12 protein-coding genes are annotated in these 12,880 nt (G+C 72.0%); 6 read left to right on the forward strand and 6 right to left on the reverse strand.

Annotation, left to right across the window (positions count from 1 at the left end; all coding sequences use genetic code 11):
- Nucleotides 1-49: 49 nt before the first annotated feature.
- The 4 genes from tilS (at nucleotide 50) to folE (ending at nucleotide 4,846) form a co-directional block, all read left to right on the forward strand.
- Nucleotides 50-1,213 carry a tRNA lysidine(34) synthetase TilS gene (gene tilS, locus F8R89_RS19760; protein ID WP_151785209.1) on the forward strand — a complete coding sequence of 388 codons (1,164 nt, stop codon included), beginning with the start codon at nucleotides 50-52 and terminating at the stop codon, nucleotides 1,211-1,213.
- Nucleotides 1,214-1,326: 113 nt separating this feature from the next.
- On the forward strand, nucleotides 1,327-1,887 hold the full coding sequence (gene hpt, locus F8R89_RS19765; RefSeq protein ID WP_151788211.1) for a hypoxanthine phosphoribosyltransferase: 561 nt from the start codon (nucleotides 1,327-1,329) through the stop codon (nucleotides 1,885-1,887).
- A 174-nt stretch (nucleotides 1,888-2,061) separates the two neighbouring features.
- Nucleotides 2,062-4,101: an ATP-dependent zinc metalloprotease FtsH gene (ftsH, locus tag F8R89_RS19770; RefSeq protein WP_151788212.1), complete on the forward strand. Its 2,040-nt coding sequence runs from the start codon at nucleotides 2,062-2,064 to the stop codon at nucleotides 4,099-4,101.
- Between the two features lie 139 nt (nucleotides 4,102-4,240).
- On the forward strand, nucleotides 4,241-4,846 hold the full coding sequence (gene folE / locus F8R89_RS19775) for a GTP cyclohydrolase I FolE (RefSeq protein WP_151785210.1): 606 nt from the start codon (nucleotides 4,241-4,243) through the stop codon (nucleotides 4,844-4,846).
- Nucleotides 4,847-4,870: 24 nt separating this feature from the next.
- Here the strand turns inward: folE and F8R89_RS19780 are convergent, their stop codons facing one another.
- The 6 genes from F8R89_RS19780 to F8R89_RS19805 all read right to left on the reverse strand — a co-directional run bounded on the left by F8R89_RS19780 (nucleotide 4,871) and on the right by F8R89_RS19805 (nucleotide 9,927).
- Nucleotides 4,871-5,362, reverse strand: coding sequence for a DUF3180 domain-containing protein (locus F8R89_RS19780; protein WP_151785211.1), 492 nt, complete (start codon nucleotides 5,360-5,362; stop codon nucleotides 4,871-4,873).
- Nucleotides 5,363-5,423: 61 nt separating this feature from the next.
- Nucleotides 5,424-6,035, reverse strand: a complete 612-nt coding sequence (folK, locus tag F8R89_RS19785; RefSeq protein ID WP_151785212.1) for a 2-amino-4-hydroxy-6-hydroxymethyldihydropteridine diphosphokinase — start codon at nucleotides 6,033-6,035, stop codon at nucleotides 5,424-5,426.
- Nucleotides 6,032-6,391 carry a dihydroneopterin aldolase gene (gene folB, locus F8R89_RS19790; RefSeq protein ID WP_055624708.1) on the reverse strand — a complete coding sequence of 120 codons (360 nt, stop codon included), beginning with the start codon at nucleotides 6,389-6,391 and terminating at the stop codon, nucleotides 6,032-6,034. The genes folK and folB overlap by 4 nt, the downstream gene beginning before the upstream one ends.
- Nucleotides 6,392-6,639: 248 nt before the next feature.
- A complete protein-coding gene (locus F8R89_RS19795) occupies nucleotides 6,640-7,146 on the reverse strand; it encodes a nuclear transport factor 2 family protein (RefSeq protein ID WP_151785213.1) in 507 nt (168 codons plus the stop codon).
- Entirely contained in the window at nucleotides 7,143-8,033 is an 891-nt protein-coding gene (gene folP / locus F8R89_RS19800) for a dihydropteroate synthase (protein ID WP_151785214.1), read from the reverse strand. Before folP ends, F8R89_RS19795 begins: the two co-directional genes overlap by 4 nt.
- A 67-nt stretch (nucleotides 8,034-8,100) precedes the next feature.
- Entirely contained in the window at nucleotides 8,101-9,927 is a 1,827-nt protein-coding gene (locus F8R89_RS19805) for a phosphatidylglycerol lysyltransferase domain-containing protein (protein ID WP_151785215.1), read from the reverse strand.
- Between the two features lie 180 nt (nucleotides 9,928-10,107).
- Here F8R89_RS19805 and F8R89_RS19810 point away from each other — a divergent pair, with 180 nt between their 5' ends.
- Nucleotides 10,108-11,253 carry an alpha/beta hydrolase gene (locus F8R89_RS19810; protein ID WP_151785216.1) on the forward strand — a complete coding sequence of 382 codons (1,146 nt, stop codon included), beginning with the start codon at nucleotides 10,108-10,110 and terminating at the stop codon, nucleotides 11,251-11,253.
- A gap of 116 nt (nucleotides 11,254-11,369) precedes the next feature.
- The gene (locus F8R89_RS19815) at nucleotides 11,370-12,872 is read left to right on the forward strand and encodes a hypothetical protein (protein WP_151785217.1); all 1,503 of its coding nucleotides are present in this window, start codon (nucleotides 11,370-11,372) and stop codon (nucleotides 12,870-12,872) included.
- Nucleotides 12,873-12,880: the final 8 nt, after the last annotated feature.

Genomic DNA, 12,880 nt, shown 5'->3' on the forward strand with positions numbered 1-12,880 from the left:
TGACCGAGCTCGGCCACATCCCCGGACAACTTCATGAAGGGAACCGGACATGGGTCCCCATCCTGCGGTCGCGGCGATACGCCTGGCGGTTCGCCGCGTACTCCACGACCTCCTCACCGAACACAACCGCACCACCGACGTCCCCGCCCCCGGCAGCCGCGCCCCCCGGCCGCAGGCACCGGCCGTGACGCCGGTCGCCGCCGCGCGCGTCGCCCGCGACACCGCGCGTGAGACGGCGTACGACCTCCCCGGCCCGGCCCAGCGCACCCCCCGGCGCGCCACCCCGCACGAGCGAACCCCCTCCCCGCTCGTCCTCGTGGCCTGCTCCGGCGGCGCCGACTCCATGGCCCTCGCCTCCGCCCTCGCCTTCGAGGCCCCCAAACTCGGCATCCGCGCCGGTGGCATCACCGTCGACCACGGTCTGCAGCCCGGCTCCGACCTGCGCGCCGACGAAGTCGTCCTGCGCCTGCGCGAACTCGGCCTCGACCCGGCCGAGTCGATCGCCGTCACCGTCGGCCGCGGCGGCGGGCCCGAGGCCGCCGCCCGCGACGCCCGCTACGCCGCCCTCGACGCCGCCGCCGAACGCCACGGCGCCGCCGCCGTCCTGCTCGGCCACACCCGCGACGACCAGGCCGAGACCGTCCTGCTCGGCCTCGCCCGCGGCTCCGGCATCCGCTCCCTGTCCGGGATGGCCGCGGTCTCGGGGGACGGCGGCCGTTACCGCCGCCCGTTCCTCGGCCTCGACCGGCAGACCGCCCGCAAGGCCTGCATGGTCCAGGCCCTGCCCGTCTGGGACGACCCGCACAACTCCGACCCCGCCTACACCCGCTCCCGGCTGCGCCAGGAGGGCCTGCCCGCCCTCGAGAAGGCGCTCGGCAAAGGCGTCGTCGAAGCCCTCGCCCGTACCGCCCAGCTCTCCCGCGACGACGCCGACGCCCTCGACGCGTGGGCCGGCCAGGCCGAGACCGCCGTCCGTGACGCCGCCGGACACCTCGACTGCGCCAAGCTCTACACGCTGCCGCCCGCGGTGCGCCGCCGGATCCTGCGCCGGGCCGCCATCGAGGCGGGCGCGCCCGCCGGTTCGCTCTTCGCCCGGCACGTCGAGGAAGTGGACCGCCTGATCACCGGCTGGCGCGGCCAGGGGGCCATCAACCTCCCCGGCAAAGTCGTCGCCCGTCGCCAGGGTGGCAGACTGGTGATTCGGCAAGGCTGAAAAAGACCCCAGGGAGAGACCGGGCCTCCGGACCGGAGGGCCCCGGACTCCCGCGGGGGACGTCAGCCGTAGGGCCGTGAGCCGTGCAGAAGCGGGACGACCGACCGAAAGTGATGCGGGTGGACGCGAAAGACATGGGTGCCGACCTCAAGAAGGTGCTCATCACCAAGGAAGAGATCGACGCGAAGCTGGCCGAGCTGGCCGCGAAGATCGACGCTGAGTACGCGGGCAAGGACCTGCTCATCGTCGGCGTGCTCAAGGGCGCGGTGATGGTCATGGCCGACCTGGCGCGGGCGCTGTCCACCCCCGTCACCATGGACTGGATGGCCGTCTCCTCGTACGGCGCCGGCACCCAGTCCTCCGGGGTCGTGCGGATCCTCAAGGACCTCGACACCGACATCAAGGGCCGGCACGTCCTGATCGTCGAGGACATCATCGACTCCGGCCTGACCCTGTCGTGGCTGCTGTCGAACCTCGGCTCCCGCGAGCCGGAGACGCTCAAGGTGTGCACGCTGCTGCGCAAGCCCGACGCGGCCAAGGTGGCCATCGACGTCGAGTGGGTCGGCTTCGACATCCCCAACGAGTTCGTCGTGGGCTACGGCCTCGACTATGCCGAGAAGTACCGGAACCTCCCGTTCGTCGGTACCCTCGCGCCCCACGTCTACGGCGGCTGACCCCGTTCCGTAGGAAGATCGGGAACCCCGGCGGGCATCGCGCCGTTGGAGCAAGCAGACGGGCTTGACAGCCGTCCCGTGCGGCTACGGGCGTCGAAGCTGGGGTACCGTCAGAAGAACTGTCTTATCAAACTCACTATGGCAGGAGGGACGGGGCGGCACCGCTCCGTATGGATGGACGTGAAGCGATACTTCCGTGGGCCGGTCATGTGGATCGTGCTGGCCGTCCTTGCCGTGGTCGTGTTGATGCAGGTCGTCGGCTCGTCCGGCGGCTACAAGACGGTGGACACCGGCCAGGTCGTCCAGGCGATCAATGAGAACAAGGTCGAGTCGGCCAAGATCACCACCGGCGACGAGCAGAACATCAAGGTCCAGCTCAAGGACGGTGTGAAGGTCGAGGGATCCACCAAGATCCAGGCCAGCTACATCGGCGACCAGGGCGTGGACATCGCCAACACCCTGCAGAACAAGTACCAGCAGAAGCAGATCCCCGACGGCTACACGGTCTCGCCGTCCAAGCAGAACCCGTTCGTCGGCATCCTGCTCTCCCTGCTGCCCTTCGTCCTCATCGTCGTCGTCTTCCTGTTCCTGATGAACCAGATGCAGGGCGGCGGCTCCCGGGTCATGAACTTCGGGAAGTCGAAGGCGAAGCTCATCACCAAGGACACCCCGAAGACGACGTTCTCCGACGTCGCCGGCTCGGATGAGGCCGTCGAGGAGCTCCAGGAGATCAAGGAGTTCCTCCAGGAGCCCGCCAAGTTCCAGGCCGTCGGCGCGAAGATCCCCAAGGGCGTCCTGCTCTACGGCCCTCCCGGCACCGGTAAGACGCTCCTCGCGCGCGCCGTCGCCGGCGAGGCGGGCGTGCCCTTCTACTCGATCTCCGGTTCCGACTTCGTCGAGATGTTCGTCGGTGTCGGTGCCTCCCGGGTCCGCGACCTGTTCGAGCAGGCCAAGGCGAACGCCCCGGCGATCGTCTTCGTCGACGAGATCGACGCGGTCGGCCGCCACCGCGGCGCCGGCCTCGGCGGCGGGCACGACGAGCGCGAGCAGACGCTGAACCAGCTGCTCGTCGAGATGGACGGCTTCGACGTCAAGGGCGGCGTGATCCTCATCGCCGCGACGAACCGGCCCGACATCCTCGACCCGGCCCTTCTGCGCCCGGGCCGCTTCGACCGGCAGATCGCCGTCGACCGCCCCGACATGCAGGGCCGTCTGGAGATCCTCAAGGTCCACCAGAAGGGCAAGCCGGTCGCCCCGGACGTCGACCTGTCGGCGGTCGCCCGCCGTACGCCGGGCTTCACCGGTGCCGACCTGAGCAACGTCCTCAACGAGGCCGCGCTGCTCACGGCCCGCTCCGACAAGAAGCTGATCGACAACCACATGCTGGACGAGGCCATCGACCGCGTCGTGGCGGGCCCGCAGAAGCGGACCCGGATCATGTCGGACAAGGAGAAGAAGATCACCGCGTACCACGAGGGCGGACACGCCCTGGTCGCGGCGGCCTCCCCGAACTCCGACCCGGTCCACAAGATCACGATCCTGTCGAGAGGCCGGGCCCTCGGTTACACGATGGTGCTCCCGGACGAGGACAAGTACTCGACCACCCGCAACGAGATGCTGGACCAGCTGGCCTACATGCTGGGCGGTCGCGCGGCCGAGGAGCTGGTCTTCCACGACCCGACCACGGGCGCCGCGAACGACATCGAGAAGGCCACGACCACGGCTCGCGCGATGGTCACGCAGTACGGCATGACCGAGCGTCTCGGCGCCATCAAGTTCGGCGGCGACAACACCGAGCCGTTCCTCGGACGTGAGATGGCTCACCAGCGCGACTACTCGGAAGAGGTCGCCGCGCTGGTGGACGAGGAGGTCAAGAAGCTCATCGAGAACGCGCACAACGAAGCCTGGGAAATCCTGGTGGAGAACCGCGACGTCCTCGACAACCTCGTCCTGGCCCTGCTGGAGAAGGAGACGCTGGGCAAGGAGGAGATCGCCGAGATCTTCGCCCCCATCGTCAAGCGCCCGCCGCGGCCCGCCTGGACCGGCTCCTCCCGCCGTACGCCGTCGACCCGCCCGCCGGTGCTCTCCCCCAAGGAGCTCGCACTGACGAACGGTGCCAACGGCACGACCCCGGCGATCAGCACCGCGAAGTCGACGGTGTCGGAGCCCGCCCCCGCGACCGAGCAGGCCCCCGAGGAGCGTCCCGAGAGCTGACGCCCCCACCCGGTCGGTGACCGGGCCCGGAATGGATGCCGTGCCCCCCTGGTTCTAGCCTGGGGGGCGCGGCATTTCGTATGACCGCAGATCAGACGCGTGACCCATACGCGCACCCGCGAAGGAACGAGGCACCCAGATGACCGACCCGGTGACGCTGGACGGCGAAGGCCGCATCGGCGAGTTCGACGAGAAGCGCGCCGAGGCCGCCGTACGGGAGCTGCTGATCGCGGTGGGCGAGGACCCCGACCGCGAGGGCCTCAAGGAGACGCCGGCCCGGGTGGCGCGGGCGTACCGGGAGCTGCTGGCGGGGCTGCGTCAGGACGCCGAGGACGTGCTGACGACGACGTTCGACCTCGGGCACGACGAGATGGTGCTCGTGAAGGACATCGAGATCGTCAGCCTCTGCGAGCACCACATGCTGCCGTTCCACGGTGTGGCGCACGTGGGGTACATCCCGGCCGAGAGCGGCAAGATCACCGGTCTGTCGAAGCTCGCCCGGCTGGTCGAGGTGTTCGCCCGCCGGCTCCAGGTGCAGGAACGTCTCACCACGCAGGTCGCCGACTCCCTGATGCGGATCCTGGAGGCCCGGGGCGTGATCGTGGTCGTCGAGGCCGAGCACATGTGCATGTCGGTGCGCGGCATCCGCAAGCCCGGCGCCAAGACGACGACGTCGGCGGTGCGCGGCCAACTCCGCGACGCCACGACCCGCGCCGAGGCGATGAGCCTGATCCTGGCCCGCTGATCCGGCCTGATCCGAACGAAAGGCCTAGGTGGTCGGGGCCGCCCCGGTGCCGTTGTGGTCGTCCTCGTCGTCCGGGAGCTTGCAGACGCGCTCCAGGAACAGGGCGGCCGCTATGACGCCGACGGCGGCCACGACCGAGAAACCGGCGTAGATCGCCTGGTCCCGGCGGGCGGGGACGTCCAGGAGCTCCAGCAGGAAGACGCAGGTGCCGCCGTACATGCCGGCGACCAGGGCGGCCACCAGAGCGCTGGCCTGGCCGAAGACGACGGCGCGGGCCGCCATCAGGGGGTCGACGCCCTTGGCCTCGGGGTCGCGCTCGCGCTGCGCCCTGAGCCGGGAGCGGATGGACAGCGCCGTGGACAGCAGGATCACGGCGATGATCGCCAGCACGATCGGGGCGGCCAGGGGGACGCTGGGCAGGGTCCCCACCGCGTTCCACAGACGGGCGCCCGCCCAGGACAGGACTCCGGCGACCACGAACACGCCGACCAGCAACCTGATGCGCAGCTCTCTCACGGTGTCCCTTCAGCTCCCCCCGGGGCCCCACGGAGTGGAGGCCGGCTCTTGACCTTAACGACTACTCGGGCAGCCGGAGTTCCAGGTCCTGGCGGGGGACGACGCCCTGGCGGGTGACGGTGCCGAGCAGGTCGGCGACCGCGCCGCGGCCGGGCAGCGCGGCCTCCGGGTCCAGGTCGAGCCAGGGCGCGAGGACGAAGGCCCGCTCGTGGGCGCGCGGGTGGGGGAGGGTGAGCACCGGATCGTCGGAGACGACGTCGGCGTAGGCGACGATGTCGACGTCGAGGGTGCGGGCGCCCCAGCGCTCGTCCCGGACGCGGTGGAAGGCCTCCTCGACGGCGTGGGCCCGCTCCAGCAGCGAGGACGGCGGCAGGGTGGTCTTCAGGACGACGACCGCGTTGAAGTACGACGGCTGGCTGCCGGGCTCGACGCCCCAGGGCTCCGTCTCGTAGACGGGGGAGACGCCCTTGACGCGCAGGCCCGGGGTGTCCGCGAGGGCGTCCACGGCGCCCTGGAGGGTCTCCAGGCGGTTGCCCAGGTTGGAGCCGAGGGAGACCACGGCCCATTTGGGGTTGTGGAGGGTGGTGTCGGCGGCGTCGACCTTGTCGACGACGGACGCGGGTACCGGCTGGACGGTCGGGTCGCTGGGGCCCTTGATGAACGGTGCGGTCATACTCGGCTCCGGGTGATGGTGACGGTCACGTCGTCGAAGGGCACGGTGATCGGCGCGTCCGGTTTGTGGACGGTGACCTCGACCTCCTGGACTCCTTCGTGCTTCAGACAGGCCTGGGCGACGCGCTCGGCGAGCGTCTCGATGAGGTTGACCGGCTCGCCCTGGACCACGGCCACGACCTCCTCCGCCACGATGCCGTAGTGCACGGTCTTCGCCAGGTCGTCGTCGGCGGCGGCGGGCCGGGTGTCCAGGCCGAGGACGAGGTCCACGACGAAGGTCTGGCCCTCTCTGCGTTCCTCGGGGAACACCCCGTGGTACCCGCGGGCCCTCAGGCCGCGCAGCGCGACACGATCCACGCGAATCACTCCTGCAGTCGTCGGTGACGGCCGGTCGGTGCCGTGTGCGGGCGGCACACCGGCCTCGACCGAATCTACCCGCGGGCACCGACAGGGCCGGGCCGCGGGGGAGCGGCCCGATCCGTCGCCCCAGGGGGCGCGACGCCTGGTGTCCCTGGGGATCGCGGCGGCTCACGGGTCGGTAGCCGCCCCTACCCGCGGGTGCGTGATTCCAACCACCTCTTGGTCCCTGTGGCCCGCGTACCCACTCAGCCGGGGGGCTCGTCGCCCTCTTCCCGGTCGTTCTCGGCGAGGACGGGGGAGGCGTGGTGGGTCCACATCTTCCAGCCGTCGGGTGTGCGCCGGAACACGTTCGTGGCGACGACGAGCTGTCCGACCAGGGGCCCCAGCTCGTCGTCGTGTCCCTCGGGGGCGGGGCCGCCGCTGAGGATGTTCTCGGTGCAGGTGACGATCGCGGTGTCCCCGGTCACCGAGGTGTGCACGTCGGTGAGGAAGAACTGGATGTAGTCGGTGTTCGCCATGATCAGCGCGTACGACCGCAGGACCTCGCCGCGCCCGGTCAGCACCGGCCAGCCGGGGTGCACGCAGGAGACCACGCCGGAGTCGGCGGGGTCGTGGTAGCTCTCGTCGACGCCGAGGTCGGACGGGGTGAGCCAGAGCGAGGACAGCGTCTCGAAGTCGCCGCGCTCGAGCGCCTCGTAGAAGGCGGTGTTGGCGGCCTCCACCTGTTCGACGTCGGTGTGGGGGGCGCTCACCGGGCTCCTTCGCGGCCCGCCGCGCCGCCGCGCGCCTCCTCGACGGCGTGCACGACGCGTACGGCGTCGGCGGAGGCGCGCACCTCGTGGACGCGGACGGCCCAGGCGCCGGCGTGCGCGGCGAGCGCCGAGACGGCGGCGGTCGCGGCGTCGCGTTCCCGCGCGGGCGGCGGCTCGCCCTCGGGCCCGGCGAGGACGCGGCCGAGGAACCGCTTGCGGGAGGCGGCGACCAGGACCGGGTGCCCGAGGGCGCGCAGCCGGTCGAGGTGGGCGAGCAGGACGAGGTCGTGCTCGGCGTCCTTGGAGAAGCCCAGGCCGGGGTCGACGACGATGCGGTCGGGGGCGATGCCGCCGGCCAGGACGGCGTCCACCCGCGCGTGGATCTCGTCGACGACCTCGGAGACGACGTCGGCGTACACGCCCCGGACGTTGCCGCCCTCGAGGAAGCCGCGCCAGTGCATGACGACGAAGGGGGCGCCCGCGGCGGCGACGACCGGGATCATCGCGGGGTCGGCCTGGCCGCCGCTGACGTCGTTGACGAGGGCGGCGCCGGCGGCGAGGGCCTGCTCGGCGACGGAGGCGCGCATGGTGTCGACGGAGATCGTGACGCCCTCCGCGGCGAGGCCGCGGACGACGGGTATGACGCGGCGCAGCTCCTCGTCCTCGTCGACCCGGGTGGCGCCGGGGCGGGTGGACTCGCCGCCGACGTCGACGAGGTCGGCGCCCTCCTCGACCAGGGCGAGGCCGTGTTTGACGGCGGACGTGGTGTCGAACCAGCGGCCGCCGTCGGAGAAGGAGTCCGGGGTCACGTTGACGACTCCCATGACCGCGCACCGGTCCCACTGCGGAAGGCCCGCGACCCGCCCGCGTCCGCTCTGCTTGCTCATACGTTCAGCGTAGGCCCAAGCCGGGGCGGTGACGTGCCGTGGCCCCGCCCCGCCCTGGTGGGGGGCCTCAGGCCGCCCTGACGCCGCTCTCCGGGACGCGGTGCGGGCAGGGGCGCGGGGCGGCGCCGCGGCGGCGCAGGAAGCGCGGCAGGGCCAGGTTCACGAAGCCCTCCGCCTGCATGGCGGCGATCCCGAGGCGGGGGAGGTCCGCGGAGGCGCGGTAGACGACGAAGCGGGGCTCCCAGCGGGGCTGGAACTTCGCGTTGAACTTGTACAGCGACTCGATCTGGAACCAGCGCGACAGGAAGACCAGCAGACCGCGCCAGGCCCGCAGGACGGGTCCCGCGCCGATCTTCTCGCCGCGCGCGAGGGCCGAGCGGAACATGGCGAAGTTCAGCGACACGCGCGCGATGCCGAACTTCGGGGCGGCCTGGAGGGCGGCCACGATCAGCAGTTCGTTCATGCCGGGGTCGGCGGAGCGGTCGCGGCGCATCAGGTCCAGGGAGACGCCGTCGGTGCCCCAGGGCACGAAGTGCAGGATGGCCTTCAGGTCGCCGTAGGGGCCGGGTTCGGCGTCGCTCTTGTGGGCGGTGGCGATGAGGCAGTCGCCGTCGGCGGGGTCGCCGACCCGGCCGAGGGCCATGGAGAAGCCGCGCTCGGTGTCGGTGCCCCGCCAGTCCTCGGCGGCGCGGCGGACGCGCTCCAGTTCGGTGGGGCCGAGGTCACGGACGCGGCGTACCCGGGTCTCGTAACCGGCGCGCTCGATGCGCTTGACCATCTGGCGTACGTTGCGCATCGCGCGGCCGGCGAGCGAGAAATCCGGGACGTCCACCACCGCCTCGTCGCCCAGTTCGAGGGCGTCGAGCCCGGTCTCGCGGGTCCACACCTCGGCGCCCGTCTCGGAGCAGCCCATCACGGCCGGGGTCCAGGAGTGGGCCTTGGCCTCGTCCATGAACCGTTCGATGGCGCCGGGCCACGCCTCGACGTCGCCGATGGGGTCGCCGCTCGCGAGCATCACGCCGGAGACGACGCGGTAGGTCACCGCTGCCTTGCCGCTGGGAGAGAAGACGACGGCCTTGTCGCGGCGCAGCGCGAAGTGGCCGAGGGAGTCGCGGCCGCCGTGCCGGGCGAGCAGTGCGCGCAGGCGTGTCTCGTCGTCCTCGGTGAGGTGCGCGGCCGGGTGTTCGGGCCGGAACGCGAGGTAGATGGTGGTGACGGCGGTGATCCAGCCGAGGGCGCCGAGCGAGAAGGCGACGGTCCAGGACGTGCTGCCCCGGTAGTCGACCGGGCCCTCGAAGCCGGCCATGCCGTACAGGACGTGGCTGATGCGGTCGGCCAGGCTCGGGTCGCCGAGGAGCGCCCCCGGGTGGGCGCTGACGATGACGAGTCCGAGGGCGAGCGAACCGGCGCCCATCAGAACGAAGTTGGCCAGCGCCCGCCAGCGGCTGCGCGGGTCGGGCAGAGCCGTGAACTGGTCGCGGTGGCGCACCAGGGTGACGAGGAGCCAGACGGAGATGAAGACGCCGATGACGGAGTGGCGGTACGCGAACTGGGCCACCGCCCCGGCGGGCAGCAGGACGACGGCCGCGCGCCACGCCCGCCGCTTGCCGCGCCTGAGCCCGTGGGCGAGCAGCAGCAACAGCACACCGGCGCTGAGCGACAGCGCGGCCGCGAACGGGCCGAAGGCGCCCGGCAGTACCTCGGCGAGGGCGTGCATCCGGCTGTGCCGGAAGCGCGGGAAGACGCCCGCGGCGACGTCCAGCAGCCCGACCAGCGCGCAGGCCCGTCCGACCAGCAGGGGGACGGACTCGGGGCGCGGGCCCAGCAGAAGCGGCCGCAGCCGGCCCGACAGATGCCGTATCCGGCTCACCCGTTGCGGAACCCCGCCCGACATATCCACATCTGTCCTGACAGACATCGCATCCCATGAGTTCTGCGAGAGTTTTGGATCCGGTCCCGATCCGGGCATCCGGCGACATTGCGCCCTCTAGGACGGTGTCATGCGGGGAGAGGTTCACTCGGCTCCGCAAAAGCGTGTTCAAAGGCCAAGGAAAGTGCGGACGGGTAACCATCGATGGGTCTTACGAGCGACAAGGTGCTGGCGCTGGCGGTCCTGGCGGCCGTGGGGCTGTTCACGGGCACGGTGTGGCTGTGGCCGCGGCTGGCACGGCGGAGCGTACGGGCCGTGACCGGGCGGGTCGGGCTGCTGCTGGGCACGCAGGTGGCGCTGTTCGCGTCGGCCGGGCTCGCCGCCAACCAGGCGTTCGGCTTCTACGCGGGCTGGGACGACCTGTTGGGGCGGGAGAAGGGCATGGGGGTGGTGGTCGACCACACGCCGGCGGACGGTCCGCTGCGTGTCGTCGAGACGCGGCGGGTGCCGGGATCGGCGAGCTCGGACCCCTCGGTCGGCGGGCAGATCCAGAAGGTCGAGATCGTGGGCCGCACGACCCGTATCGCCACGCCCGCGTACGTCTATCTGCCACCGGAGTATTTCCGGCCGGGATTTCACACCCGGGCGTTTCCCGCGGCCGTCGTCCTGACCGGCTATCCGGGGACGGCCCAGGCGCTGGTGGACAAGCTCGACTATCCGCAGACGGCGGCGCGGCTCGCCGGTCAGGGCCGTATGCCGCCGATGGTGCTGGTGATGATGCGTCCGACGGTGGCACCGCCCCGGGACACGGAATGCGTGGACATCCCCGGCGGGCCGCAGACCGAGAGCTTCTTCGCGGAGGATCTGCCCGACGCGGTCGGCGGCCACTACCGGGTGGGATCAGGACCCGGCGGCTGGGGCGTGATCGGTGATTCCACAGGTGGGTACTGCGCGTTGAAGCTCGCGATGCACCACCCCGCGGTGTTCGGCGCGGGGGCCGGTCTCTCCGCCTACTACAAGGCGCCCGTCGACGCGACGACCGGCGACCTCTTCCACGGCGACACCGCCCTGCGCGACCGCGCCGACCTGCGGTGGTGCCTGGAGCACCTGCCCGCGCCGGACACCTCGCTCCTCGTCAGCAGCAGCAAGGTCGGCGAGACGAACTACAAGGACACCCTGAAGTTCATCGAGCGTGTGAAGGCGACGAAGCGGACGCGGATCTCCTCGATCATCCTCGAAAGCGGCGGGCACAACTTCAACACCTGGCGGCGTGAGATTCCGGCGACGCTGGAGTGGATGGGGGAGCGGCTGAGCGCCCCGGAGAGGGCCGAAGAGCCGCCCGGATCTTGATTCCTGGTCAATTCCACGGTGAATGTGATTCCTGATGCCCTGTGAACGGCACGGGATGGCCGTGTTTTTACGGGGCGGGGCTCCAAGAATCGCCTACGCGCGGTAAGTTTCTGGCCATGCCACGTGGACGTCACCGTCATTCCCCGCCCTTGCACAGGGTGCTGCCCCCGTCGGCGATCGCAGGCGTGTCCGTCGTCTGGGCACTGGCGCCCTGGGTGTTCACCGAACCCGTCGTGCTGCGCGGCCTGGCCGCGGCCGCCGCGGCCACCGCGGTCGTCGGCGCGGTCGTCATGCGCCGCTGGGACGCCCAGGCGGGCAAACAGGTCGCCGACCTCACGCGCGCGCGGGCGAGCGACGAGTGGCGGCACGAGGAACGGGTCGCCGAACTGGAGACCGACCTCGACGAGTCCCGCGAGCTGCGCCAGAAGCTGGAGCAGCGGCTGCGCGCCAAGCGGGCCGAACTCGCGAAGCTGCGCAACGAGCACGCGGCCCTGCTGCGCCGCTACGCCACCGCCGAGACGGAGCGGGCGAGCGTCCTGGAGGAACGCCGGGTCCTGGAGATAGAGGCGACCACGCCCGCGCGTGCCCTGCCGCCGGGCGCCCCCTCCGCCGACGGGGCTGTGGCCGCCCCGGCCGGCGAGGACACCGCGGCGGCCGAGGCGCGGGCGGACGCGGAGGCGCTGGACGAGGCCGGGGCCGTGGAGCCGGACGAGGCCGTGGCGGACGAGACGGAGTCCGGCGAGGAGGCCCCGGCGGTGTTCTCCCCCGAGGGCTCCCACCTGTTCCTGCGGGCGCAGGCGGCGCTGTCGCGGTTCGACGAGGACGTCAAGGACGACCGGGACGGCAAGGACGACCGGGACGCGCGGGACACGCGGGACGCCCCGGACGGCGAGGCGGACGGGAGCGCGGACGCGGAAGCCGCCGACGCTCCGGAAGCCACCGACGCCACGCAGGCCGCCGAGGACGCGGCTGACGAACCGGCGGTCGAACCTGCGGACGACTCCGCGCCCCAGGAGACCGGGAGCACCGGCGCCGCCTCCGCCGAGGACGCCGACGGGACCTCCCCGAAGGACGAGCCCCCGCACCACGTCCCGCCGCAGGGCCCCTCGGGCCGCAGGAGCGTGAAGACCGGCGCGGGCGCGCCCGAGACGGCGCGCACCGCGGCGTCCGAGACGGAGCGCGCGCCGGAGGACGACCCGCAGGGGAAGTCCGGGGCGGCCGACGGGCACGAGCACGCGGCCGCCACCACCCCGGCCGGCGCGTCCGCCCCGGCCCAGCCCGCGCTGCCGCCGGCCCGGCGCCCCTCGGGCCACTTCATCGCGCCGACCGCGGTGGCCGTCGTCCCGGGGACACCCGTACGGCGTCCCACGGTCGAGGGCGGCTTCGACTTCTTCGGCACCCAGAAGGAGAGCGGGCCCGCCGCGCTGGAGTCCGTGCAGAACGAGGACCTGGCCGACGTGGTCGGCGAGGAGGCGCTCGCCCTGCACAAGGCCGAGGCGGAGGCGGAGTTCAAGCCCGCCGACGACCGGTCCCGGGGCGTCGGCCAGGTCATCGACCTGACGGCCCACGACGAGACCGAGCACATCGACGTGCAGGGACTGCGCAGCGCGGTCTCCTGACCCGTCCG

The organism is Streptomyces sp. SS1-1 (assembly GCF_008973465.1).
Taxonomy (GTDB): Bacteria; Actinomycetota; Actinomycetes; order Streptomycetales; family Streptomycetaceae; genus Streptomyces.

Bases quoted from the DNA above. Each gene is read 5' to 3' on its own strand.
- F8R89_RS19810 (WP_151785216.1), top strand. From the start codon at position 10,108: ATGGGTCTTACGAGCGACAAGGTGCTGGCGCTGGCGGTCCTGGCGGCC.
- folP (WP_151785214.1), bottom strand. From the start codon at position 8,033: ATGAGCAAGCAGAGCGGACGCGGGCGGGTCGCGGGCCTTCCGCAGTGG.
- tilS (WP_151785209.1), top strand. From the start codon at position 50: ATGGGTCCCCATCCTGCGGTCGCGGCGATACGCCTGGCGGTTCGCCGC.
- hpt (WP_151788211.1), top strand. From the start codon at position 1,327: ATGCGGGTGGACGCGAAAGACATGGGTGCCGACCTCAAGAAGGTGCTC.
- folE (WP_151785210.1), top strand. From the start codon at position 4,241: ATGACCGACCCGGTGACGCTGGACGGCGAAGGCCGCATCGGCGAGTTC.
- F8R89_RS19805 (WP_151785215.1), bottom strand. From the start codon at position 9,927: ATGTCGGGCGGGGTTCCGCAACGGGTGAGCCGGATACGGCATCTGTCG.
- ftsH (WP_151788212.1), top strand. From the start codon at position 2,062: ATGGACGTGAAGCGATACTTCCGTGGGCCGGTCATGTGGATCGTGCTG.
- F8R89_RS19815 (WP_151785217.1), top strand. From the start codon at position 11,370: ATGCCACGTGGACGTCACCGTCATTCCCCGCCCTTGCACAGGGTGCTG.
- folK (WP_151785212.1), bottom strand. From the start codon at position 6,035: ATGACCGCACCGTTCATCAAGGGCCCCAGCGACCCGACCGTCCAGCCG.